Below are 24,707 nucleotides of genomic sequence, written 5' to 3'. Positions count from 1 at the left end.
GTCGTTAGTTGCTGAGACCGCGGGCGAGAGCGACACTCTGGGCTATTTGGCACCGAGCAGCAGCGGCGCTGCTGCTGCAGCCATTTGTTTGTGGTCATGCGCAGCTCCCGGTACCACCGTTAAAGCCCATTTGAACTTGTCCCCTTCGCGGGCCGCCTTCCGCGATGCTTCATAAAACGCCAATCCGCGGGTGAGTCTGTTGTCTCCCTGTTCATCTGTCTGGCGGTCACGCTGAAGCAGGGGGTCCTTGGGGTCTACGTCATCAGCTCCCAGGAGAATGACCAATGGCCTGGAAAAAGCGTCCCGCAACTCCTTTGACGAAAGCGGCGCGTTCTTCAATCCGTAGGGATAATCGATGCTCTGATCGGGCATGGTATACCAGCCCGCGTTTGCCGCCACTGCAACGCTCACATGGTTTTTTTGCGTGAACTCCATGAAGCGGTGCACGAATTGGCCTCCCGCTGAATGGCCAAAGAGGGCATATCTGTCGGCTTTGCTGTTCGTGTCACGGACCACGGCTTGGAAGAGGTCTTCAACCACATTGAAAGTCCAGGCTTCAGGTGGGTTGATGTTGCCTTTAGCATCGAGGATGTTGCCCTGGTTGTAAGAGGCTGCGCCGGGGTAGTCATCCCTGGAAAACTCCAGTACAAGCAGCAACGTGTTGCTGCTCTCAATCAACGGCAGCCAATCCGCACGGTAAGACTCACCGTCGCGGTGGGCCCCGGTCATTACGATCAAAATCTGGGCCGCGGACGGATCGTCGGGAGCCTTGTACCAGACGCGGATCGGCTGATCTTGAAGTGGTCCCTGTGCGTTGAAAGTGAAGTCGCCCTTCCCGCCCGCTTGGATCAGTTTGGCTTGAGTACTGGTGGCGCTGGAGCTTCCCATTTCTTCTCCTTGCTTGGACGCCACCGATTTTTCAGGCGTTCCTTCCGTGGCGTCAGTACAGGAAGTAACGAAGGGGAGCACGCAGAGAAGGCCCGCCAGAATTATGAACCCCTGTCCACTGTGCCATTGCCGTTGCCGTTGCCGTTGACGACGGGGGCCCATCACTCTGGCGGCTCAAAACAGCGGCACGGCATTCTGGCCACATCTCCCTGAATCTGCAAGGCAGGGTGGACCAGCGGAATTGCGCTCACCATTTGGGGTGGCGAGCAGGGCTGCGTAAAGAATCCGGTGAGGAAGTTATCTGTCACAAGGCATCTCACCGCCAATTGGGCTGGGGCGCCACGAGTCAGTTCCACGCTGAGTGCTATCCCGATACCTTGCTTCCCGTAAGCCGCGAAGCGCCCCGGCGTTCCAAATACAAAATTACCCAGGCTGTATACGACAGGCACATCTTTGATGAATTCGATTTTGTCGGCGATATGAGGACCTGTACCGACAATCAAATCGTAACCAGCATCAACCATGACCTGAGCCCAGTACCGTTGCGCCTGCAAAGTGTCAGTGTAATTGTCGCCCCAGTGAACGTACGCAACCACCCAGTCGGCACCAGCAGCCCGCGCCAGGTCGTACCCCCTTTGAACGGTCTCGGGACTGAATACAACTGTTCCGGGCGTCACCTCGTCGGCTCGTGTTGCCTTACCAAAGTTCTCACCGAGTGCCACGACGCCGACGGTTCCCATATCGCTATGCCAGATCAGGGGGCGCTCAGCTTCGGCTAAGTTGTGGCCGGCTCCAAAGGTAGTCATCGCGGCGTTGGTCGCAAGGTTTATGGTGTCCTCAAGTCCAGTAACTCCCATGTCCATGGAGTGGTTGTTGCCCAGGCCAATTGCATCGATGCCCGCTTTGGAAAGTGCCCAGGCCGCCCTGGGGTCCGCATGGTACGAAAACTGTTTGCCACGGTTCATTGGCTCGTTGGTGTAGGTCATGGGACCTTCCGCATTGGCAATGACAAGATCACCGTCGATCAACGGAAGGACCCCCGCCACCGCGGCGTCATAACCGGGAGGATCCGGCAGCGGGGTAACGCCGTCGCCCAGCATGGTGTCGCCGAGGAACTGGATGGACATGTGCTCTTCTGCACGGAGTCCCGCCGCCAGTTCTATTGACGCAACTTTCGGGGTTTCCTTTGCGCCGTAATTTGCCGCCAATGCCCCAGTTCCGGCCATTGCGACAGCCAGCGCGGTGACGATGAGAACACGGTCGCGTGTCTTGGGGTGCATCACACACCGCTTTCCGGGGTGCCGTGCAGCCGCTGATCCCCGGCGACAGCCTCGCCTGGCGGCGCCTGTTCTACCGGCGCGGCCAGGTTCGCCTCTATCCAGGCCCTGTCCCGGTACTCTTCGCCGGACATGACCTCCACCACGGCTCCCTTCTGAAGGACAACAACCTTGTCTGCCAGGGCGATTTCCTGGGGATCCTGGGTGGCCATCAGTACCGTGCCGTCGTATCTGGCCAACGTGGCGGCCAAGGTTGCCTTCGCAGCAGGGTCGAGGCCAAGGGTCGGCTCGTCCAGGAGCAGGATGGGCGGGTTCCCCATCAAAGCCCTGCCCAGAGCTATCCTCTGCCGCTGGCTGTAAGCCAGGTTCAGCCCTCCTTCTGTGATCCAGGTTTGCAGGCCGTAGGGAAGGTCCAGCAGCATATCGTCCAGCCCGGTGGCGGCCAGGACGCGCTGCACCTCCTCCTCAGTGGCCTGGGGGGCAGCGTACGTCAGATTGCGCCACATCGACCCTCGCATTAGCGGCAGCTCGGGCCCCATTGCCCCGATCCAGCGGGCGGCCGAGCGCAGCGCGGTCTTGCTCAGCATCTGCCCGTCGATGAGGAGGCATCCGACATCCGGCTCAATGGTCCGGGAAACAAGGCCCAGCAGGGTCGACTTCCCGCTGCCTCCGTCCCCGGTGATTGCGACCACCTCACCAGGCGCAACCTGCAGGTTGACCTCCTGCAACGCGCCGTTAACCGACACGGACATGAAGTTGATTGATCCTTTTCGAACCTTGAGCGGACCATGGCCTCCGCTGTCGAGGTCCCGGGTGGAACTGCGCAGATATTCCCTGATTTTGCCCACGGAGACCTGGGCCCGGTGCCAGTAGTCGTGGGCTAGCCCCAAGGTACGGACCGGGCTGGAAAGCTGTCGGGTGACGACGACGAAGCCCACGACAGTACCGATGGTGGCCGTCCCCTGCCGGACCTCAAAAAGGCCGGCAGTGAGGACGGCGCCCAGTGCAAGCAGCGCAAATGCGGTTGAGACGCCGCGAAGGTAGCCGCGCAACCGTGCAACCCGTATCAGTGCCCGGGTCAGCTCGTCGTTTTGGTGTGACAGGCGGCTGTACTCGCCCGCCGACCGTCCGAAAACCTGAGCGACCGGCTGGGCATTGAGTTGTTCATCGATGTTGCTCATCACCAGCGAACGGCGCCGCCGCATGACGCGTGTCGCCTGCCGCATGCGCTGGCCGGCGACGAAGGAAGCGGCGGCACCTGCGCACACTGTCACAACGATGGCCAGGGACATCCAAAAACTGAAATAGAACAGGACTGCCAAAGCGCCACACAAAACCAATGCGGCAATTATTCCGCCCAGCACGCCGCGGCTGACCCACATCCTCGTCATGGAAAGGTCACCCAGAAAACGCAGCAGCAGACCCCCGCGGGCCCGGTTCTGAAATTGCCGGGGCGTCATGCCTTGCAGGTGCCCATACATCTTCATCCTCAGCACCCGGACAACTTCGTAGCCTGCAACCTCGGCGACATTGAAACCGGCGGCACGAAGCCACCCGTGCAGCAAGGCCACGACGCCAAGGAGACCTGCCTGGGCCACGGCCCACCGCCATTGCAGGTCCGCAGCAGCACCGACCGTGGCAGGCGCCAGTCCGTCCACGATCAACCGCAGCAGGAGGATGTAGGCGATGAGGGTGGCAACCTGCCCGAGACCGATAGCTATGACCTTGGCGTAGACGGTAACGGGAATTCGGTAGAGCCTGTCCTTCCCGGCCACCGCGCTCACCATGCGTCCGCACCTCCCGCCGAGGTGCTGGGCCTTGGAAACCCGAAGAACCCTGGCCTGGGCCGTGGCTGACGGTCAGGTGATGCGGTGAAGGGACCAATGATGACATCACTCGTTGCAGGCACCGGTTCCACTTCAACTGCAGGTTCAGCTTTGCCTGCCTGGGCCGCTTCGAGGATGTCCTGGATGCCGAGGAGGGACGCCGCCGTATTGGGTTCGGTGAGTTCTTCCCGCGTCAGCACCGGCAGCCCGGTCACGGCTGAGGCTTCCCGGATGGCCAAAGGAGACCGGGTCAGAAGGCCCGTCACAGCGAGGACTGTATGTCCAAGTTTCTGCAGGTGCGTAACACCTGCGACCGCACCCATTGAATCCGGAGCGGCAAAAATTATCGCGTCCACCATGTTCCTGAAAACATTCGCCTCCAGTAGGCGGGAGGTTTCGTCCTGGTAGATACCGTCGGCGATTTCCACCAGATTGAGGGCAGCGCCCGAAGCGGTCAGGTGGTTGACGAGCTCGGCAAATTTTGTCTCCACCACCTCCATTGGTTGACGGTAAGTGGACGCGAGTCCGACGTCCGTGAAATCGAGCATCAGGTGAGCGCCGGCGTCGAGCATGCACCAATAGTCGTTTCCAGACCCTGTACCCGTGGCTTTCGTGGCTCCCACGGCGATTCCAGCCCTACTCAAACCATTGACCAGGCAGTGGACCGTGGTTGTCTTGCCCGAATTCATCGCTGTGCCAATGACTGCAACCGTTCGGGGACGCGGAACTTGGGGCGAAACTGGCGGCAAAGAAAAATCCTGAATGTTCAATGGCCGCCCCTTGGCGTCACCGAGGAGGCCCACTGGCTCGATTTCAGTAGCCCGGCGAACGGCCAGGCTACGGCTAATTACCTCAGAGGCAATTCCTCCTGAAGCCACTAATTGCGTTTCCCCGAGGGTGGCCGGCACACGGGATTCGAACTGGTCTGTGGCATACCGGTCGCCATACGTCACGATGACCTCGTCGTCATCATGCAACACTGCACGCCGGCCGTTCGGCTGCTCGATGTGGCGATGGTGGCCCAGTTGCACGATGCGGGCAAGCACCAGGTCACCGGAGCGGGGCCGCACTGCGCCGGAGACCAGGGAGGCTATCCTCTCCGGAACTACGCGGCGGGTTGTAAAAGCAGATTTGGCCTTCGCCACCCGATCCGGGCTCAACGGCTTGACCCACACCCTTCGATCTGAACTCATGACTGGCACGCTAATTGGGGAAAATATCACCGGACAGGGTGCGGGGTACTCGAAATTCGGGTTAGGTATTACTTGGGTGCATGCAATTTCGCGCACGCAAGTAACCGGCGTGGGTGACCACTCGCGGTCGTACCACGGGTTAGTCCCTGCGGCCAGCCGCTGCGCACGGCACGCACTGGAGCGATTTACGGGACCGCGGGACCAGGAGTGTGCGGTGCCCCGGAGACCACCAAAGGGAACCAGCAGGGTAGCCAGCAGTCCATCACCGGCGTTCATTCCGTCTACGATAGGAACAAAACCGCAGGCCAACAGGGGGTCCGCCTTGCCCGAAAATCGCTCCGCCGTGAACAACGCCAGCCCTCGTGAGATGGTGCTGGGCCGTGCGAAGGACTGGGCCCTTCCCATTGGCGTGGCGGTAGTCGCGCTCGGGCTGGGAGCCGCCAGCATCTCTGGCGGCCTGGCTGACCGTGACCGGGCCAGCCAGGAATCAGCGGCGAACCAAAGCGCCGCCGCCACGCCCGTCTGTGAGGTGACGGACCGGAACAGCCTGGTCCCGCCGTCGGGCGCCCTGTTCGGTGTGAACCTGAACCTGGACGCCAAACCGCTGTCCCGGTACGCGGCTGACCTTGGCCGTAAGCCGGCCGTCAGCGTGTCCTTCGCCGACTTCCCCTACACCGTCCAGGACCGGACCCACCTGCAGCAGGCCGCAGCCCAGATCCGGGCAGACGGGCAGATGATGCTGCTGACCCTGGAACCCAAGCTGGGCCTGGCCGCCGTCACACCCGATATTGTGGGCGGCCTGGTGAAGGATTTGGCGTCCATCAACGGCCAAGGTGTTCCGGTCATCGTCCGTCTTGCGCATGAGATGAACGGGTCCTGGTATCCCTGGTCGCAGCGGCCGGTGGAGTACAAAGCGGTGTTCACGCAGGTGGCGGACGCCGTCCACAAGGGCGCGCCGGGCTCGGCCATGATGTGGGCGCCCAACTATGCGGGCGGATACCCCTTTGCCGGCGGCCGGTTCGAGGCGGAGGCAGGCACCGCGGATGTCGCGGCCCTGGACACGGATCACGACGGCGCCCTCACCATGGCGGACGATCCTTACGCCCCGTATTACCCGGGTGACCAGGCGGTGGACTGGGTGGGGATGTCGCTGTACCACTGGGGCGCCAAATACCCCTGGGGCGAAAACGAGATCCCGGAGGCCAACAAGTTCGCCGACCAACTGACGGGGAACTACGTGGGTGCCAACGGCGATGACAGCCTGCTGCCCGATTTCTACGGCGTGTACGGCAAAGACCACACCAAACCCGTGGCCATCCCGGAGACAGCCGGCCTGTTCAACCCCGCCGCGGGTGGTGCGCACGAGGCGGACATCAAGAGCACCTGGTGGAAACAGGTGTACAGCGCCCAAACCCACACTCAGTTCCCCAACCTCAAAATGATCAACTGGTTCGAGTGGGACAAGGAGGAGGTTGAAGTCGACGGCCGCGTCGACTGGACGGTCACCAACACTCCCGCCATTCGGGACGCGTTCACCGCAGCCCTGCCGGACTGGCTGCACTATGGGGCCGGGACCGACTGCCGCCCAGCAGGTTCCTAGGCATCGGCTTCACGCCGTGCCGAAGCCATTTGGGCCGCGGTTCAGCCCTGACCGCGGATTTCTTTAGGGGGTGGGTCCGCCGACTTGATTAGGGCCTGCGGTGTTGCTGTAGGGAATCCCGGATTTCCGTGAGCAGGGCAATCTGGGGGTCTTCGGCCGCTTCTTCCTTGACGTCCGGGCTGATGCCGAGGCGCCGGTTGCGGCGCTCGACCATATGGTTCATGGGCACGACGATGACGAAGTAAATGGCTGCCGCCACGAGCACGAAGTTAACAATTGCCGTGAGCAGGACACCGAATTTGATGTCGTTTCCGTTGAGGGTCACGACGGCGAAGCTATCGAAGTTCGGAGATCCGACCAAGGCCGCGATGAACGGCATGAGAACGCTTTGGACTAGGGCCGTGACTACGGCACCGAAGGCGGCACCAATCACGACGGCGACGGCAAGGTCTACGACGTTGCCCTTCATGATGAAATTCTTGAATCCGGTCAACATAGCGATCAAACTACCCCACGCGGATGCCGTATCGGTTACTTTGGGGAAAGTTTCGAGGGGAGTTACCCAGCGCCTGCCGGCGCCCGAGGCATGAGGTCGGTCTCACCTCTGCGGGGACCTTGGGTTCCTGCAGAGGGGATGTTCTGGTCCTGACGGGAGTGGTGGTCCGGATAGCCCGGATCCGGCCTTTCGGCGGCTTCGCCGGAGCATCATGCATCTCCAAGGTCCGAGCATAATCGGCTCTGCGCGCTCCGGTATGACCTGGCGCCGCACTTCTGCTGTTCCCAGCAGACCGCACCATTCATGAGGACGCAGCAAAAAGCACCAACACGGCAGTTGGGTCGGGGCAGACTTACGACGGCGGCACCTGGGTTGCAATCGCTGGGCGCCACGGCTGCCGCGCGCCAATCGGCGCGAAGCAGGCGGAGCAGACTTCAGTCCTGCTGCCCGAACTTCGAGAGGCTCAGCGAACGGGATTTGATGCCCTCGATATGCCGGTTCATTGCCGCCGTAGCCGCCTCCGGGTCGCGCGCTTTGATGGCCTCAATGATGGCGTGGTGTTCCTGCACAGTGTGGTCGCCGCTCATGTCGTTGTGGACCATGAGCCGGAACCGCTGGATACTTCCCTCGATGGAGGAGTAGGCCCGTAGGAGGAACTCGTTGTCCGTGGCCTCCACGATCCGCCGGTGAAAGTTCTCGTCAGCCTTCCAGTAAGCGCGGTAGCCGGCAAAGGTGTCACCGCCCCGGCGGGACGCCTCAAGATCGCGGTGGAACCCTTCCAGGTCCGCCACCAACTCGTCCGTCGAGTTGGCGGCGGCAATGTTGGTGCAGGCAGGTTCAAGAATCTGCCGCGAGGTCAGCAGCGCGGCGATGTCGCTGGCCGTGGGTTCCGGCGCCACCTTGTATCCGCGCAGGGCTTCGCGCCTGACCATGCCGGTGGTTTCCAGGCGGGCCAGCGCCTCCCGCACGGGGGTTGAGGACACCTTGAAGCGCTTGGCCAGTCCGTCAATGCTCAACGGTGATCCGGTGGAGATCTTGTCGTCCAGCAACAGGGACAGGATGGCCTCAAACACCTGGTCCACCAGCATGGGCCGGCCGGGGATCAGGACTTCTTCTTCAGGCGAAGCGGCGTTCATTTCGGAATCCTATGTGAATTTCGGTCAGTCGAATGGAGCCTCAGCACTACTTTCACCAGCGCCCCGTCACAAACCAAACAACGCAGAAAGGGTGTTTGCAGAAAATCGTGCATGATGTACGGTACATGATACCGGACAGCGAAGTGATCTGTAACACAGCTCTCCCATCACCCCTCCTCCCCCAATCCGAAGGCGTGTAGATGATTCAGTTTCGATCGATGTTGGTAACCGTCGCCGCCGTTTCCATGGCGAGCGTGCTTCTCTCCGGCTGCTCCAATCCGGAAATGACCAGTTCAGCCCAATCCGAGGCCCCGAAATCAACCGGTTCCGCGCAGGCCGTCAAAGTCGACGACGCAGCCGCGGCAGCCCTCCCCAATGACGCACGGGACAAGGGAACCCTGACCGTCACCATGAGCCAGAGCTCCCCGCCGCTGCACTTCATGGCCGCGGACGGAACCACCGTTCAAGGTGTGGACCCCGAGATTGCCATCGCCCTGGGGCAGACGCTGGGCCTGAAAACGGAGGTCAAGAGCGGCCCCTTCGACGGCATCATCCCCGGCATTGCGGCCGGAAAGTTCGACATGGCCGTATCCCAGATGTCGCCCTCAACCGAACGCATGAAAGTGCTCGATTTCGTCGACTACTACCAGTCAGGCAGTGGCATCGGCGTGGCTCCCGGCAACCCCCAGCACCTCTCGGTGGACTCACTCTGTGGCAAGCGAGTGGGCGTCCTGAAGGGTTCCTTCCAGGACCTCAAGCGCCTCCCCGCCCTGTCCCAGGCCTGCACGGCCGCGGGCAATCCAGCCATTGAGGCCATGACCTACCCGGACATGCAGGCCCCCAACCTTGCGCTGACCGCCGGCCGGATCGATGCCGTCTACATCGACGGACCTACCCTGGGCTACGCCATCAAGCAGGGCGGCCAGATCGAACTGCTGGGCGAGAAGGACGTCTCCCCCGTCAGCATCGGCTTCAAGAAGGGCGCCGGCCTGGAGAAGGCCATCCAGCTCGGCATGGAGTCCCTTGCCAAGAGCGGGAAGTACAAGGAAATCCTCGACAAGTGGGGTGTAGGCAGCGGTGCAATCTCTGACTTCGCCTTCAACAAAGCGCAGTAGCCACATGGCCAACACAGCCACGCAGCCTGACGCCAAGGCACCAGCCGGGGACGGGCTGGACCGCCAGCTTCTCCAGGGCCGTCCCCACCAGCGCCACGGAGGGTTGTGGCTAACGGCGGCGATCGTCCTCTTCGCGATCTTCCTGGTCAGTTACTCCCTGATCACCAATCCCCGCTTCGAGTGGAACGTGGTGTTCGCATGGTTCACCTCGGAAAGGTTGTTCACCGGCCTACTCCGCACGCTGGGACTGACCGCCATCTCCATGGCCGTGGGAATCGTCGTCGGCGTCCTGCTGGCGCTGGCCAGGCTCGCGCCCAACGCGATCGTCGCCGGGACTGCCGCATTCCTGGTCTGGCTCTTCCGCGGGGTGCCGGTGTTCGTCCAGCTCCTCTTCTGGGGCTTCATCGCCGCCATCTACCCACGGATTGCGGTGGGTGTCCCGTTTGGACCCGAGTTCTTCTCGGTGGACGCCAACGTGCTCATCACCCCGTTCATGGCCGCAATCCTGGGCTTGGGCCTGAATGAAGGCGCCTACATGTCGGAGATCGTCCGCGCCGGGCTCCTGAGCGTCAACCGCGGGCAGACGGAAGCGGCCACCGCACTCGGAATGCGGCGGTTCGCCATCCTTTCCCGGATCGTACTGCCGCAGGCGATGAAGATCATCATCCCGCCAACGGGCAACCAGACCATCTCCATGCTGAAGACCACCTCCCTGGTGAGCGTCCTGGCCTTCCCCGAGCTGCTCTACTCTGCGCAGCTGGTCTACAGCGCCAACTTCAAGACCATTCCGCTGCTGATCGCTGCAAGCATGTGGTACCTGCTGGTCACCAGCATCCTGAGCCTGGGGCAGTACTTCATTGAAAAGCACTTCAACCGGGGCGGAAGCACCTCAGGACGCAGCACCCGGCGGCCCCGCAAAGCCAAGGCCGTGAACTCCCCCACCCCACCACTGGAGGCCCGGCCATGACCAACGTGATGATCGAAGCACAGGGAGTCACTAAGAGCTTCGGCGACCTGGAGGTCCTCAAGGGCATTGACCTCACTATCCCCAAGGGCAGCGTTACGTGCATCATCGGGCCGTCAGGCTCCGGCAAGTCGACGTTCCTGCGCTGCATCAACCAGCTGGAAACGCTCGACGGCGGGTACATCCTTGTGGAGGGACAGCCGGTTGGGGTGAAGATCAGGAAAGGCCGGCTGCACGCGCAGAACAACGCCGAGGCGGCGAAAATGCGCGAGAACATCGGCATGGTCTTCCAGAGCTTCAACCTTTTCCCGCACATGACGGTGCTGGAGAACATCTGCGAGGCGCCGGTCAGGGTGAGGAAGGAGAACCGCAAGGCCGTTCAGGACCGGGCCCGGATCCTCCTGGAGCGGGTGGGGCTCTCCGAGAAGGTCCACGCCTATCCTGCGTCGCTTTCCGGCGGCCAGCAGCAGCGCGTGGCGATCGCCAGGGCGCTGGCCATGGAGCCGCGGCTGATGCTGTTCGATGAGCCCACATCGGCCCTGGACCCGGAGCTAGTGGGTGAGGTGCTGGACGTGATGCGCAAGCTCGCCGACGCCGGAATGACCATGATCGTAGTCACCCACGAGATCGGCTTCGCCCGGGAAGTCGGCGACCACCTGATCTTCATGGACGGCGGCGGCATCGTGGAGCAGGGCGACCCCCGGACAGTCCTGAGCGACCCACGGCATGAGCGCACCAAACAATTCCTGGCGAAAGTAATTTAGACCTTCACATTGGAGCAGGACTCTTGAAAAACAAATGGATTGTCAGCGTTGAGGACTACCGCAAAGCCTCCCGCAAGCAGCTTCCGAAAATGATCTCGGACTATTTGGAGGGCGGCGCGCTGGACGAGACCACCATGCGCGCCAACGAAGACCGTTTCGATGCCCTGATGCTGCGCCAGCGGTCCATGGTGGACCTTCGGGGCCTGAATACCTCCACCACCGTGCTGGGCCATTCCCTGGCGATGCCGCTGATGGTGGCACCCATGGGAATGCTCACCATCTTCCACCCGGGTTCGGATCCTGCCGTCGCCAGGGCCGCGGTCAGGGCGGGGTCGATCTTCATCCACAGCGCCTGGGCCGGCTGCTCGCTGGAAGAGGTGGCCAAGGTGGCGCCGAACAATCTGTGGGCGCAGATCGCCTTCTGGAAGGATCCCGCGGAAACCGCCAGCTACATCAACCGGGCACGGGCTGTGGGGGTTGAGACGCTGGTGGTGGCGGGCGATGTGGGGTCTTCCAGCAAGCGGGAACGGGACTTGCACCATGGCCTGTCCATGCCGCCGCGCCCGCCGGTGGCGGACTACTTCAACGCCGCCACGCGCCCAGCCTGGCTGTGGCGGTGGCTTACCGGCCGGAAGATGACCTACGGCAACTACCAGATCAACGGCCGCCCGCTGCGCATGGACGAGATGAACAACTGGATGGCGTCCAACAAGAACCCGGGCGCCAGCTGGGAGGACTTCGCCAGGCTCCGTTCCGAGTGGAAGGGCAACCTGGTGATCAAGGGCATCATGGACGCCGAGGACGCGGCCCGGGCCGTGGATGAGGGGGCGGACGGCATTTTCGTCTCCAACCACGGCGGCCGGCAGTTCGACTCCCAGCCCGCCACCATCGACGTGCTGCCGTCCATTGTCGAGGCAGTTGGCGGACGGGCGGAGATCTATCTCGATGGCGGCGTGCGGCGTGGCCACGACATCGTCAAGGCAGTCGCTTTGGGTGCCAAGGCGACGCTGGCCGGACGGCCGTTCGCCTATGCCCTGGCGACGGGCGGTGAGCCGGCCGTGGACCGGGTGTTCTCCATCCTCCAGGAGGAGCTCAAGGGGGCCATGGGGTTTGTGGGCAAATCATCGGTAGCAGGCCTGGACAACAACATCTTCGCAACGCAGGCCCAGCCCGCGCCTGCCGAGAGCGTATTCGTCTAGGACAGCACCAGGACAAATACATGCTCTAACTGCCCGCCTCAACTATGAGGCGGGCAGTTCTGCGTACTACCGGTACCCGTCCACGATCGCGGCGGCAATCTCCTTGTACGCCCGCCGAGTCTCAGGCTTGAGCACGTCAAGGGTCACCAGATCACCGTCGGCCACGCTCCGGTCGTGCGGCACGGCGATGAGTTCGCGGCAGATCCCTGCCAGGTGCTCCTCGATCGCGTCGTTGTCCACCCGGGATGACACCTCGTCCTTGTCCGTGATCACCACGATCGCGTTGCGGGCCAGGTCCTCGTAGCCGTGGGCTTGCAACCAGAGCAGGGTACTCCGGGCACGCTTGGCGCCGGACACTGGTACCGGCAGCCAGCATCTGGTTGTCTGCCTCTTTTTGAAGGGCACAAAATGTCACGGCGTGACCATTGGGGCCGGCGCGGCGGCAGGAGCGACCTGCTGCCGGCTGGTGTCCTGAGATCAAGGCCGGGCACTGGCGAACAACGGCAACGCCGATATGTTTGTGGGCACTGACGGCGCGCACCTGACGCAGGCCGGATATGAATACTGGGCGCGGCGCATCCTCGCGGCCCTCCCGGCAGCAGCCGTCTAGCGGCGGGCCATAGCTTTGGCATACTGGAGCCCCGAGTCCGCTCGCCCTGAGCGACAGGTTGGACGCGGGGCGTCGCGGACTTTGCGAGGCGCCACGAACGCCGCAGACGCAAGGATAACGGCCATGTATGCCACGGCTTGAAGCAGCGAGCCACGCAGGAGAATCAGCATGTAGAACGGCATGATGCAGCCCAGGATGGACGGGGCCTGGCCTTTGGTGATCATTCGGTTCATGCTGGAGTCCCAGCGGCGGATTGCGAAGCCAAACACCAGCATGCCGACGATGAGCGCGGCCCACCCACCATTGATGAACAGTTCAGCCGGGAGTGGCGCGGAGAGGTTCGTGAACCAGTAGCCCTTCATGTTGGCGAGCAAGGTCCCGGTGTCCACAGCCTTGTCAGGCCAAAAACTTCTAGGCACCCAGAAGAAGATTACGCCCATGAGCTGGTTGCCGTTGGTGATCCCGTTGCGCTGCACATACTCCACGGTGTTCACGATCTGAGCGAAGGCATCGAAGTCTCCCGACAGTAGGGAGTCAAGAGCAGACGTGTCCACGGAGACCTCGGACAACGAGTTGCGGAAAGCATCCAGGATCGGGAAGACGAAGATCAGCGAAGCGACGAACGCGAGGGTGACTAGGCGGAACCGGGCAAGGGTCCGGTAAAGCCCAGTTGCCGCGAGCAATGCCAGGGCTGCTGTGCCGAAGATATAACGGGGCGTACTGATGGGGTTCACGCAGACGACCAAGGCAACGAATACAACCAGCGGGAAGAAGAACGCCCGCCTTGCACCATCCACCTTTTGTTGTTGCCGGAGGTGGATCAGGGAGATCATTGAGACGAGCAGGCCCATGGAAGACCCGGCGCCAATGACGGCGTTCACTGTCTTATCCGGCCAGACAAGTTCACGGATCGTTTGCAGATCCGCCCTACTGGCGAACAGGTTGGCCGGCCCGACTTTCGAGGCGTAGTAAGCGAACAGTGCGAGGCTGACCAGGGACAAGAGGTAAGCGCGTACGGTACTCCTCCGCAGCTGAACCTCTGCCTGGTCCTCTTGCTGTCCAGAGGGCCGGGCCAAGAAGACCCCAACGATAGTGGCCGCGGCGGCAGCTAGGACGATCAGCGACGCGTCGCCGAAGAGCGAATCCTGGAGGCCTCTCGTGGTGCTCGGATCCACGTTCATCCGAATTTGCACCAACGGAGCTATCCCCAGGAATACGTAGATGAAGACCCACGTCACCATCTGAAAGGGCCGCCGCTGGGCGGAGCCCGTGACAAAAGCGACCATCAGTCCTCCAATGACGCAGGACGCGATGACTCCCCACTCTTCGCCGTAAAGGCTCTCGGGTGTCATCATCGCGATGATGATGGGGACGACAAACGCCAGCGCGATCCCGGTCACTGTCGCCAGGAACGGCGCCTGCCTATCAAGCTTGCGCGCTAGCATGTTTTTCAAGAATGTCCCCATGAGCCAGAATTCTACCGTGGCCCGAAGAGGCCCATAAGACGGGTCTTACTGACCCCTGTAGTTTCCCCCCACTAATGCCGCCACTCTCCGCTAATGGAGAGCGGCGGCATCTTGACACTTTCTCAGCGACTCGTTGCTGCCTTCAACGCAGCGGCGAAGTTTGGTGTCAGAGCTCGACTAGCTTCGACGGTGATGTGGAGAGCATCTTGGTACAGCAGTTCTCCATCCCTATTAAGGGAGCAGCGGCTGTCGTCGCAGAATAGTTCACGCAAGTCAAGCACTTGGGCTCCGCTTGTAGTAGCCACATGCTCAATAGCAGATCGGGCAGGCCTTTGAATTGCTTCTATTTCCGATTTCGGAACCGTCAGCTCGCAACTGCTTGCGACCAGGGCAATCACGGAACAGCGGCCAGGAACATGACTATAGCCGGCGAAGGTGGGATGGGGGAGCGCCTGGACGAGTAGGACTTCGTGTCCGGCAGCGTGAAGCGCCGCCACCGTCTGACCCAGGCCACCTTCAAGGGCTTGAGATCTGGCCGCACTGGATGCGTTGATGGAAGTCTGGGTGCGGCCTATCGACATGTTTTCTTCGAACCAATATCCCTCCGTACTTGAAATGACGACGATGCCGTCTTCTTCCCTCTCCAACCATGACAGCGTTGACTCGTAATAGTCGCGGCATAATTGGTCGGGGCCGGAGAAAGTTTCTCCCCGTTGCACGTAAACATCCATGAAAGGGCAACCGCCGGCTGTTCGCATGGAAAAGGGGCTAGCCGCGTCAGCGGCCGCGGTGATCAATGGGCCACTGAACTGGCTCGCGTTCGAGTCACCGACGAGAAATACAGGACGGCCTGCGGCACCTTCGTTCCATTGGCAACCTGCGTAAGTTGGGTTCTCGGAAGGGCCGTTGTCCATCGTGGCGAATGACATGCATTTCGACCATCCCGGGTGAAGCGCCTGAATAGATTGCACCTTCTCCATGCCCCAGCCTTTGTCGGCCGCAACTATCACGATCCCGGAGATCATGAGTGCGGGTGCGACTATAAATGCCGCTAATCGTAGGAAGCGCAGTTTTGAGAGGCCATTCATTTTGCGGATTGGCTGCTCAACCCAGTAGTAGGAGGCCAAAGCGGGTAGGAGGGCCAGGAATGCGGCGATGGCTTTGGCAACAGGGTGGTCGTGAAAGGGGATCGATGCGAAGACTATCGCTGGCCAGTGCCACAAATACCACGAGTACGATATGTTGCCCAGGAACACGAATGGTTTCGATCCTAGAAGTCGGTTAAATGGGTTCTCTGAGTAGCCGCCAGAATAGAGAAGCAGTGCGGTCCCGATAACAGGGAGTAGCGTAGCCGGACCGGGAAAAGGTATGGACTCATTGATCGCCCACATGGCCGTTGCGAGGATCACAAGGCCGCCGATGGAAGCCATCATTGCGAGGATCCGTGATCGAGGTCGGCTTAGCGCGGGAACGATCGCGATGAGTGCTCCCACCCCAAACTCCCATGCCCGTGTCAGTGGGCTGTAGTAGCTGGTCAGGAATGGGTGGATCGGAGGGGTCCAACCGTCGGCAACCAGCATGGTTATAGCGGCTGACATAAGAGTCACGATTGCCAGACAAACGACGGCAGGCCAGCGTCCTCGGGCAAATCGATGGGCTAGAACTAGAACACCGAAGAGAATGAACGGGAAGACCACATAGAACTGCTCTTCAACGGATAGAGACCAAATATGAAGTAGTGGATTCGTCCCAGCCGCAGGCTCGAAGTACCCGCCAGTGGTTCGGAAAATCACAGCATTGGCCGCGAGTGCCATTCCTCCGATTGCCGTGGCCGCCGTCACCGTCTGTTCTCCTAGGGGCGACTGTAGGAGCGCGGACCCAACCAGTGTTGCCAGAAGTACCAGTGCAAGGGCCGGTGTGAGTCTCCTGAAACGCCGCCCGAAGAACTTCGGAAAATCGATGGTTGTTGTGGAATCGAACTCTCGGACCAGCATTCCAGTGATAACAAACCCGGAAATGACGAAGAAAACGTCAACTCCAACGAACCCGCCTGGGAACGCCAGTCCCGCGTGGAACAGGACGACAACAGCGACGGCAATAGCCCGAAGGCCCTGTATGTCGGATCGTCTTGCAGCTGGCTTCTCCAGCCCGTCAGATTTTAATGCGCTCTTTTTGGCAAGCATCGACTGCGACAAAATTCCCCCACGTGAGACCCCAGCAACTCCGTCATTCTACGCGCAGCCAGACACGCAGATTCCCGCGGCTTTTGATAAGCACGATTTGACAACAATAAGACTGGTCAAGTCCCCTCGTCAGCTGTTGAAGAAACGAGAGGAGAAATCTACTCGGTGCGGTTACCGGTAACCGTCCACGATGGCGGCGGCAATCTCTTTGTAGGCCCTCCGCGTCTCAGGCTTGAGCACGTCAAGGGTCACCAGATCGCCGTCGGCCACGCCGCGGTCATGCGGCACGGCGATGAGTTCGCGGCAGATCCCGGACAGGTGCTCCTCGATCGCGTCCTTGTCCACCCGGGAGGACACCTCGTCCTTGTCTGTGATCACCACGATGGCGTTGCGGGCCAGGTCCTCATAGCCGTGGCTCGCCAGCCAGTGCAGGGTGCTGCGGGCGCGCTTGGCACCCGACACCGCGTAACCGGCGGCGATCACCAGGTTGTCTGCCGACTGCAGGATCCCGCTCATCGCGTTGTGGGTCACGCCCGTGCCGCAGTCGGTCAGCGCCACGGAGTAGTAGCTGGAGATGAGCTTGCGGATCCGCAGGTACTCCTCGGCCGTCAGCGAGTCGGAGACCTCCGGGTCCTGCTCCCCCGCGATCAGATGCAGGCGGCCCGCGTGGTGCATGTACCGGGCCAGCGCCGTCAGGGAGTCGATGGACTCGAGGTTCTCCAGTAGGTCCGTGATGGTCCGCGGGCTGGCCTGCTGGTAGATACCCTCGCCCAAGGCACGCTCCACCAGGTCTCCGGAGTCCGGGTTGGCGTCGATGGCGCAGGGCGCATCTCCCCGGTATTCAGCCAGAGTCAGGCCCACTCCAACCGTGGTGGAGGTCTTGCCGATGCCGCCCTTCAGGCTCAGGATTGCGGTGTTATAGCTGCCCTGGAGTTGGCGCGAGATCCGGCGGGCTAGCTCGTCCTCCTGGCGCTGCTTGGGTCCGGGGCCCAGGTTCCAGGCGCCCCCGGTCAGGTTGTACAGGGCACCGCGGATACCACCCCTCGGACGGGGCTTCTGCTCCTTGACGAACAGTCCCGGCGAGCTGATGAAGTCCGGCATGGGGCTCTCGGCGATCGCATCCGCAACAGTGGGCCGGCTCCGGCGGAACGACGGCGTTAGGGAGGGAACGTCCGACAGCGGCACGGCAGCTTCGGGAGTCGCCTCAGCTTCCGCGGCGGGCGGCTCAAGAGACGTCTCGGCGGAGGGCATAGAAGCGATCGACGGCACGCCAGGATCAGCGGCAGGCTGCCTGGCAGGTGGCACAGCCTGGCCTGTAGCGGGACTTGCAGGCGACGGTGCGCGGGACGGTTTGGTGGCGTCGGCTGCCGCAGCCGCTTCCGCCCAGGAGGTGCGGCGCGTGAGCGGCTGGCCGGCGTCGTTTGAACTGGAAGGGGAAGGGGTTACTGCTGGCATGGTTCCTGTCCTGGCATCCTGAACTGAGCCGTCGGCACGACGAAGGTCGCGGCGTCGGCGCAGCTGCGGCTGCCCTGCATCCTCTGCTTGGGCGCCTGCATTCTGATCCGCCGGATCTGGCATGTTTGTCCCCCGGACGTTTCGGCAAACGGGTCTGCGGCACTGGTTCAATCAGTAAGTCTAGGGGGTCCGGCAGGAGCTCCTGCCCGGTATCCGGCGGTCATCGGCGCAGCTCAGTGATGGATGAGGGCGGTTGAAACAACTGCAACGGTTAGGACTAGGAGAACGGCAAGAATGGTGTAGCCCACCCATTTGGGACGGCTTTTATGGGGGTTGATATCGACGTACGGCATGGTCAGCGTTGGTTACCTCGGGGTGCGGGCCGGACGGGGATCCGGAGTGTGCGGCGCTTGAACCGCAGCATCTGGTATAGGACAGCGAAGGGAACCAGCAGGGTGCCCAGCAGCGCGCTGAGCGCCAGGACGTAGTCAGAAAAAGCCACAACAGCCTCCGTTGGTCAAAGTGATCCCATCGCCTTTGACCTAAGCAGGTGACAAATTGATTGACAAGTCACATCGAAGGTGGGACTCAAGCCTCTGGACCGTCACCTTCCGAACGTCACCACGGCGAAAACAATTGTGCGCCTGGAGAAAAACGAGCAAGAACATAGGAAAGTAGCCTTATCTTTTGCCTGCGGGTGCTTCTGCGCCAGTACCAAAGACATAGATTCCCGCCTCGACGAGCGCGGAAGTGCATAGCAATCGAACCTCAAGATTTCCTCAAGGAGGTCGTATTGTTACGAGGCTTCCTTGATTTTGTCGCCGGCAAGCCGGTTGGTCAGGGCACCTAGGTCCATGAGGGTTTGTTCGGGCCCGGCGGGGACAACGGAGATGATGCCGGTGACGGCGGCGCCGTCCGCCAGGGCGGATTAGTGTCTGCTAGGTGAAATCTCACTGAGCCGGTATGGGTTCTGTGGTGGTTGTAGTGGTGGAGCCACTAGTCGTAGGTGGCGGCCCGTTCGGTTTCTGATTTGTAGGGCCGGGGCGTAGGCCCGTTTTACGGTGAGGGAGCGGTGAAACGTTATACCTTGCCGTTGGTCCGAGGCCGGTAGCGGCGGGTACGTCGGTGCTTGAAGTGTGGGCCCAGGGCAGCTGCCCAGGCCTAGGAGCGGTAGCAGGATCCGTTGTCAGTCACTACGCGGCCTTGACGGCGATGCCGTACGCGGCGAAGAACGCTGCCGCGCCGATCGAGAAAGCGGCAGCGGTCTCCTTCTTTTCGTCGCCGAGGATTTCCGAGTAAGCAAGCCGTGAGTGGTCATCGACGGCGTGGTGGAGGTACGGGTACCCGTCCCGGCCCTGTAGTTTCTACGGCCCACCGCCCGACCCAAGGCGCGGTGCCCGCCGCCATCGGGAATACGCCCAAGCTTCTTGATGTCCACGTGAACGAGGTCCCCGGCGTTGTTGTGTTCATAGCGCTGCGAGGCCGACTTACGGACGGGCAGGGTGGCGCCTTGGTCATCCGATTACCTGCCCCTACGAACTGCGGCCGGCTTCCCGTCGGGTCTCCTGCAACCGTTTTATAAACCAGCGGGACTGTTCGGGCCCATACGGCAACACAGGGATGGCTTTAGTGGCGTCGTTGGGGGTGTCGTGGATGGACTGACGAGCTTGGCGGACGGCGGTCGTCATGGTGTTGGCCATAGTCATTACAAACTCGTCACCGCACGGCTTGCCGTGACCGGGGATCAGGAATTCGTACCGGTGACGCAACGCGGAGACGTGCCGAAGCGCGTCCGCCCACTCCACAGGGTAGGAGTCCTCAAATGAAGGGTGCGCCCCCTGCTCCACGAGGTCACCGACATAAAGGGTCGTGGACGTTCCCACTAGAAGGTCACCGTCAGTGTGTCCGCGGCCCAGATAGAACAGGGTTGCTGTCAGTCCACCAAGGTCCACCAGGACAGGCTGGTCCCTGACGATGGCATTGGGAACCACGAGTTCAACGTTGTCCCCCACAGCCGCCGACATTTCAGGTTCAAGCGTCCCAACGTGTCGGCGTTGTACATCACCGCGCAATTCAATCTCGGTTGCACAGTTTTGATGCGCCCAGAACTCCGTGACGCCAGCTTGGGCAAAGACAGCATTGCCGAAGAAATGGTCATAGTGCGCGTGAGTATTGACGACTACAAGCGGAAGCGCAGTTTTCTCCCTGACCGCATCCAAGATCTCGCGCCCTTGCCGTGGACCACATCCGGTGTCGATGACCATGGCCCGCTCGAAGCCCATGATCAAGCCCGTGTTCAGCAGAGATCCTTCCGTGACCAGTACATAATTGTCCGTGCCGACCTCGAGCCATTCCGACATTGATTCTCCGTACCTCCGGCAGAGCAGTGTGCGTTTCTCTTGGTCCCCGATTGTACCCACCGCGTCTTCCCACTCCAGAGGAACACGGCGGTGCGGCCGCGGATTCTCCCGCAAGCAGAGCGCGGCAGTGCCGTTCCTGCTCCTACCGACGTCGGCATCTGAAACGAGAAAAGAGGTTTCGGCCCTCAGGCAGTTATCGACATTGTTCTTTGATTGTCATGCCGCAAGAGGGCTTACACCTATGGCCGCGAGGGCGCCGAAGCGGATCTAGGGAGTTCACGAAGATAGCCACCTGGACCTAACGCTCGCCCCACAGGCGATGAGGGCTTCTGACACGGGCGTGAAGCGCAGGCCAGCACCGCTAGAATGATTAGGAAGCGCACGTGAATCGCGCACCTGAGCTGCGGATGTATCGAGCGCTCTAAGCGCTCTTTAAACTAGGGGGACCCAACTTGGACCTACAAGAATACCTTCGCGTCATTCGCCGGCACTGGATCCTCCTCATTGCCTCCATTTTGGCTGGACTCCTAGTAGGGGGACTTATATCAATAATTTCAAAGCCGACATATACGTCTGACACGCAGCTTTTTGTGGCAATCCAAAACTCTGGGTCGGTACAGGAACTGCAGCAGGGGAACACGTTCACCCAAGCGAGAGTTCAGTCCTACGTTCAAACGGCTACAACTCCGGTCGTACTACAACCTGTGATTGAAACCCTTGGCCTAACAGGCACCCCAGAAGAACTAGCTCAGCGCGTCAAAGCAACGAGCGATTTGAATACCGTCTTGATAAAGATCTCGGTTGTCGACTCCTCCCCGGTCCGCGCCTCGGCGACGGCCCAAGCCGTTGCCGACAGCTTCATGCGCACGGTCGAAAACCTGGAACGTCCAAAGAATGGTGGCGAATCACCAGTAAGCCTGTCGATCGTTTCGCCCGCCGTTGCGCCAACTGCACCCTCTTCCCCGAACACGCGACTGAACCTCATCCTAGGGCTACTGGCTGGCCTAGCGGTCGGAATCGGCGTCTCCTTGCTCCGGGGCTTGCTGGACTACCGCGTACAAGGCGAGGCTGACTTGAGGAAAAGCACTGATGCGCCGATCCTCGGCGGAATTGCTTTTGATTCAAGCGCCTCAAAAAACCCTTTGCTGACCCAGACCAATCAGCAAAGTCCACGCGCCGAGTCGTTCCGGCAACTTAGGACTAATCTCCAATTCGCAAATGTAACGGAAAATGCAAAGTCAGTTCTCGTCACCTCCTCCCTTCCGGGTGAAGGCAAGAGTACCACCGCAACCAATCTCGCTATTGCCTTGGCTCAAGCTGGTCAATCTGTATGCCTTATAGACGCCGACTTACGACGGCCGGTCGTGGGAGAATATCTCGGAATCGACAGGAACGTGGGCCTGACCACTGCACTTATCGGCGCAGTTGATGTACATGACGTACTGCAACCTTGGGGCGAAGACAATCTGTTTGTGCTCGCCTCTGGCCAGATTCCACCAAACCCCAGCGAGTTATTAGGTTCGACCCAAATGCGCCTTCTAATCGAAAATCTGGAGCAGGTATTTGACTCGGTAATCATTGACGCTCCCCCGCTCCTTCCGGTGACAGATGCAGCGGTACTATCGCAGCATGTCGGAGGAGTCATGATGGTGGTTGGTTCACGAAGGATCAAACATCACGACCTCGAAAAATCTTTCCGAGCACTCGACCTAGTAAACGCCAACGTCTTGGGAGTTGTTCTTAACCTTCTTCCGACGAAGGGGCCTGACGCCTACGCTTACAGCTACTACACGAAGTCCGGCGGCCCTCAATCCACGAATGTCGGTAGAAATATCGGCGTATCTCCTAACCGAATGCTAGATGAACTGAGCGATAGACAGGACTGGGAATCGCGGACAGAGTCGCGACGGGCAGCTAAGTTTCCGCAGCGCCTCTCGGAGTAGACGGACCGCGGATGCGTCGAATGGGTGTTTGAAACAGCCTAAGTGATTGGGGGAAAATCTTTGGGAATCACAGATGGTGAACTAAAGGCGCTTCACGAGAAACAACTTTCTATTCTCGTGGAGATTGAAAGAATTTGTCGATCTAATGGCATCAATTATTTCGCCATAGCTGGAACCTTATTGGGTGCAGTCCGCCACAAAGGTTTCATTCCGTGGGATGACGATATTGATTTGGGAATGCTGCGCTCAGACTATGAACGTTTCGTGGCATGTGCAAAAAATGATCTTGGCGAGGACTACTTCCTGCAAACCTGGCATACTGACCCTGCATTCGGTCTGCCAATGGCCAAGATACGCCTCCAAGGCACAAAGCTAGTTGAGGCAGCCTCCGCGAACGTTGCCTGCCATCAAGGGATATTTGTAGATATTTTTCCTTTTGACGCAAGGCCTGACTCTCGTGTCCGCCGCCTCGCCCACTCGATGTCGGCGTACATTCTGAAACGAGTGATGTTGGACATCTCGGGTTACTCTGTTGGCGCTGATTGCCCGCCTATTCTACGAGTCGTATTGAAATTGGTTAGCGCCGCTGCCGGACTCGTACCAAAGCGATCCCTAGTCCGCCTCTTCGAGCGGCAGATGCAGCAATTTAACGGCATCACCACCGAGGAGTGCGTTACAGTAGCAGGCTCCTACGGCTACAAGCGCGAATGCATAAAGTCTTCCTGGACTCAAGAACTCACCGGTTATTCTTTCGAAAGCGTTAGCGTCCCCGGGTTTGGCCACGCCGACCAATACCTGACAAGACTTTATGGCGACTATCACGAACTGCCACCCGTGAATAAGCGTGGTAGCCGTCATGGAATCCTCTCTATTTCTCTACGCATGCCAGACGAAGGAGTGGCTTAGCTTCACCTGAGCAGTCGCTACTTTGGCTTTGAAAATTATCGCAAAAAGCCCCGGAGGTGGTTTTGGTAAAGACTGTAATTACCTATGGAACCTTTGACTTGTTCCACATTGGACATCTAAACATCTTGCGAAGGCTGCGAGGCCTGGGTGATCGGCTCGTAGTCGGAGTGTCAACAGACGAATTCAATGCAGTTAAGGGCAAACGCCCCGTTGTGCCTTTTAATCAGCGAATTGACATTGTTAGCTCAATAAAGTTTGTTGATGAGGCCTTTCCTGAGTGCACGTGGGAGCAGAAGCGAGCCGACTTTGAACGATTTGGTGCGTCCATTTTTGGGATGGGCGATGACTGGAATGGTAAGTTCAATCATTTCAGCGACAAAGTTGAAGTCGTTTACTTAACACGGACAGATGGAATCTCAACAACAGAATTGAAGCGTGTCCTTAGCGCCTTTGATGAGCGACATGTCGACGAGCTTAAACGGACGTTGGATAGCATTGGACAGATAGTTAAGGAACTTTCCTGACGTCTTCGTGCCTGCGTCGTCCGTCATGATGCAGAATCCCGTCAATACCGACATCAGAGAGACGTGGCCAAGCGGAGCATTTCCGCTTGGCAGAAGGCCTAGTTCTAGGACGGCTGTCGTCGCCGGGTGTCCTGTTAATTTGGCTCTTCGCGGTTCGTAGGGAACTGGATCCCTGGAATGAGTGTCATGCTCGCCGTCGGTGCGGCAATTCTAAAAGAGAATACCGGACTTGTAGCTGGCAGCATTGGGGGTAGCCGCGCGACGTACGCTTGATGTTCTTGATGGCGGTGTTGTTCGCCTCGACCTCGTCGAGGCCTGTAATGATCAGTGCCTCGATCTCTTTCCACCACCGGCAGACAGTGCGGTAGAGCCTGTTGGTCTCCGGCTTTTGGACGAGTTGCTCGAGTTTGTTTTACGCGGCCGCGGCGCCGTCCGGGGAGCCGGTGCGCAGGAGGACCCGGAGCTGTTCCTTGACCTGCCAGACGGCCTGCAGGGTCCCGGTCCGATCGTCAAGGGTGAATACGTCCTCCAGGCGGGACGGCCCGGCAGCTGAGGGTGTCGCCGCCGCGCAGCTGGAGCATGCGGTGGGCCCAAGCCTTGTCGATGACCGGCCGCGGCGGCCCTCAACCTGCTGGGAGAGTGGATGGTGGCAACGCCGGCTGCGACCCCGGTAGGCTCGATCAAAGCTCGTGATCGTTTTACAGGTTTGGGTGCTAGTCAACTCATCGCAGCAGGGCCAAGGGCCCCCTTGCCTTCAACGACACGAACTCAATTTCCCATCAACCACGAGAGCCGTCAATGC

General features: G+C 60.4%; 22 protein-coding genes and 1 pseudogene. 9 read left to right on the top strand and 14 right to left on the bottom strand.

The window, feature by feature from the left end; all coding sequences use genetic code 11:
- Positions 1 to 42: 42 nt before the first annotated feature.
- The 4 genes from ACR65K_RS00825 to ACR65K_RS00810 form a co-directional block, all read right to left on the bottom strand.
- Entirely contained in the window at positions 43 to 888 is an 846-nt protein-coding gene (locus ACR65K_RS00825; RefSeq protein WP_440150971.1) for an alpha/beta hydrolase, read from the bottom strand.
- 161 nt (positions 889 to 1,049) lie between these two features.
- Positions 1,050 to 2,168: a CapA family protein gene (locus tag ACR65K_RS00820; protein ID WP_440150970.1), complete on the bottom strand. Its 1,119-nt coding sequence runs from the start codon at positions 2,166 to 2,168 to the stop codon at positions 1,050 to 1,052.
- The gene (locus tag ACR65K_RS00815) at positions 2,168 to 3,952 is read right to left on the bottom strand and encodes an ABC transporter ATP-binding protein (RefSeq protein WP_440150969.1); all 1,785 of its coding nucleotides are present in this window, start codon (positions 3,950 to 3,952) and stop codon (positions 2,168 to 2,170) included. Before ACR65K_RS00815 ends, ACR65K_RS00820 begins: the two co-directional genes overlap by 1 nt.
- Positions 3,946 to 5,184: a DUF1611 domain-containing protein gene (locus ACR65K_RS00810; protein ID WP_440150967.1), complete on the bottom strand. Its 1,239-nt coding sequence runs from the start codon at positions 5,182 to 5,184 to the stop codon at positions 3,946 to 3,948. Before ACR65K_RS00810 ends, ACR65K_RS00815 begins: the two co-directional genes overlap by 7 nt.
- 322 nt (positions 5,185 to 5,506) lie before the next feature.
- Between ACR65K_RS00810 and ACR65K_RS00805 the strand changes: the two genes are divergently transcribed.
- On the top strand, positions 5,507 to 6,784 hold the full coding sequence (locus ACR65K_RS00805) for a glycoside hydrolase family 26 protein (protein WP_440150966.1): 1,278 nt from the start codon (positions 5,507 to 5,509) through the stop codon (positions 6,782 to 6,784).
- Positions 6,785 to 6,872: 88 nt separating this feature from the next.
- On the opposite strand, the gene mscL is transcribed toward ACR65K_RS00805, so the two are convergent.
- Positions 6,873 to 7,280: a large conductance mechanosensitive channel protein MscL gene (gene mscL, locus ACR65K_RS00800; protein ID WP_440150965.1), complete on the bottom strand. Its 408-nt coding sequence runs from the start codon at positions 7,278 to 7,280 to the stop codon at positions 6,873 to 6,875.
- Between the two features lie 434 nt (positions 7,281 to 7,714).
- Positions 7,715 to 8,416 (bottom strand): GntR family transcriptional regulator, encoded by a 702-nt coding sequence (locus ACR65K_RS00795; protein ID WP_440150963.1) that lies wholly within the window; start codon positions 8,414 to 8,416, stop codon positions 7,715 to 7,717.
- Positions 8,417 to 8,700: 284 nt separating this feature from the next.
- Between ACR65K_RS00795 and ACR65K_RS00790 the strand changes: the two genes are divergently transcribed.
- The 4 genes from ACR65K_RS00790 to ACR65K_RS00775 are packed head-to-tail and all read left to right on the top strand — an operon-like array spanning position 8,701 to position 12,458.
- A complete protein-coding gene (locus ACR65K_RS00790) occupies positions 8,701 to 9,531 on the top strand; it encodes an ABC transporter substrate-binding protein (protein ID WP_440150961.1) in 831 nt (276 codons plus the stop codon).
- A gap of 4 nt (positions 9,532 to 9,535) precedes the next feature.
- On the top strand, positions 9,536 to 10,498 hold the full coding sequence (locus ACR65K_RS00785) for an amino acid ABC transporter permease (RefSeq protein ID WP_440150959.1): 963 nt from the start codon (positions 9,536 to 9,538) through the stop codon (positions 10,496 to 10,498).
- Positions 10,495 to 11,259, top strand: a complete 765-nt coding sequence (locus tag ACR65K_RS00780; protein WP_440150958.1) for an amino acid ABC transporter ATP-binding protein — start codon at positions 10,495 to 10,497, stop codon at positions 11,257 to 11,259. Before ACR65K_RS00785 ends, ACR65K_RS00780 begins: the two co-directional genes overlap by 4 nt.
- A 23-nt stretch (positions 11,260 to 11,282) precedes the next feature.
- Positions 11,283 to 12,458, top strand: coding sequence for an alpha-hydroxy acid oxidase (locus ACR65K_RS00775; protein WP_440150957.1), 1,176 nt, complete (start codon positions 11,283 to 11,285; stop codon positions 12,456 to 12,458).
- Between the two features lie 66 nt (positions 12,459 to 12,524).
- Here ACR65K_RS00775 and ACR65K_RS00770 read toward each other — a convergent pair whose 3' ends face one another.
- The 7 genes and pseudogenes from ACR65K_RS00770 to ACR65K_RS00740 all read right to left on the bottom strand — a co-directional run bounded on the left by ACR65K_RS00770 (position 12,525) and on the right by ACR65K_RS00740 (position 20,532).
- Positions 12,525 to 12,776, bottom strand: a complete 252-nt coding sequence (locus ACR65K_RS00770; RefSeq protein WP_440150956.1) for a hypothetical protein — start codon at positions 12,774 to 12,776, stop codon at positions 12,525 to 12,527.
- A gap of 288 nt (positions 12,777 to 13,064) precedes the next feature.
- Entirely contained in the window at positions 13,065 to 14,534 is a 1,470-nt protein-coding gene (locus ACR65K_RS00765) for a hypothetical protein (RefSeq protein WP_440150955.1), read from the bottom strand.
- Positions 14,535 to 14,656: 122 nt separating this feature from the next.
- Positions 14,657 to 16,717 carry an acyltransferase family protein gene (locus tag ACR65K_RS00760; RefSeq protein WP_440150954.1) on the bottom strand — a complete coding sequence of 687 codons (2,061 nt, stop codon included), beginning with the start codon at positions 16,715 to 16,717 and terminating at the stop codon, positions 14,657 to 14,659.
- A 171-nt stretch (positions 16,718 to 16,888) separates the two neighbouring features.
- On the bottom strand, positions 16,889 to 18,172 hold the full coding sequence (locus ACR65K_RS00755; protein ID WP_440150953.1) for a MinD/ParA family ATP-binding protein: 1,284 nt from the start codon (positions 18,170 to 18,172) through the stop codon (positions 16,889 to 16,891).
- A 355-nt stretch (positions 18,173 to 18,527) separates the two neighbouring features.
- Positions 18,528 to 18,674, bottom strand: coding sequence for a hypothetical protein (locus ACR65K_RS00750; protein WP_440150952.1), 147 nt, complete (start codon positions 18,672 to 18,674; stop codon positions 18,528 to 18,530).
- Positions 18,675 to 19,018: 344 nt separating this feature from the next.
- Positions 19,019 to 19,688 (bottom strand): annotated as a pseudogene (locus ACR65K_RS00745) (DDE-type integrase/transposase/recombinase); the annotation flags it as partial.
- 16 nt (positions 19,689 to 19,704) lie between these two features.
- The gene (locus tag ACR65K_RS00740) at positions 19,705 to 20,532 is read right to left on the bottom strand and encodes an MBL fold metallo-hydrolase (protein ID WP_440150951.1); all 828 of its coding nucleotides are present in this window, start codon (positions 20,530 to 20,532) and stop codon (positions 19,705 to 19,707) included.
- A gap of 452 nt (positions 20,533 to 20,984) precedes the next feature.
- Between ACR65K_RS00740 and ACR65K_RS00735 the strand changes: the two genes are divergently transcribed.
- From ACR65K_RS00735 to ACR65K_RS00725, 3 genes are read left to right on the top strand one after another with little or no spacing between them, the layout of a single operon-like run.
- Entirely contained in the window at positions 20,985 to 22,475 is a 1,491-nt protein-coding gene (locus ACR65K_RS00735) for a tyrosine-protein kinase domain-containing protein (RefSeq protein ID WP_440150950.1), read from the top strand.
- Between the two features lie 60 nt (positions 22,476 to 22,535).
- Positions 22,536 to 23,381, top strand: a complete 846-nt coding sequence (locus tag ACR65K_RS00730; protein WP_440150949.1) for a LicD family protein — start codon at positions 22,536 to 22,538, stop codon at positions 23,379 to 23,381.
- Between the two features lie 56 nt (positions 23,382 to 23,437).
- Positions 23,438 to 23,905 (top strand): FAD synthase family protein, encoded by a 468-nt coding sequence (locus ACR65K_RS00725; protein WP_440150948.1) that lies wholly within the window; start codon positions 23,438 to 23,440, stop codon positions 23,903 to 23,905.
- 184 nt (positions 23,906 to 24,089) lie between these two features.
- On the opposite strand, the gene ACR65K_RS00720 is transcribed toward ACR65K_RS00725, so the two are convergent.
- Positions 24,090 to 24,233, bottom strand: a complete 144-nt coding sequence (locus tag ACR65K_RS00720) for a hypothetical protein (RefSeq protein WP_440151452.1) — start codon at positions 24,231 to 24,233, stop codon at positions 24,090 to 24,092.
- 60 nt (positions 24,234 to 24,293) lie between these two features.
- Here ACR65K_RS00720 and ACR65K_RS00715 point away from each other — a divergent pair, with 60 nt between their 5' ends.
- Complete coding sequence (locus tag ACR65K_RS00715; RefSeq protein WP_440150947.1) at positions 24,294 to 24,458, top strand: hypothetical protein; 165 nt, start codon at positions 24,294 to 24,296, stop codon at positions 24,456 to 24,458.
- The last annotated feature ends 249 nt before the right edge of the window (positions 24,459 to 24,707 follow it).

Source organism: Arthrobacter sp. SAFR-179 (genome assembly GCF_059414945.1).
The sequence above is the reverse complement of the archived record's forward strand: the minus strand, read 5'-3'. Positions and strand labels throughout refer to the sequence as shown.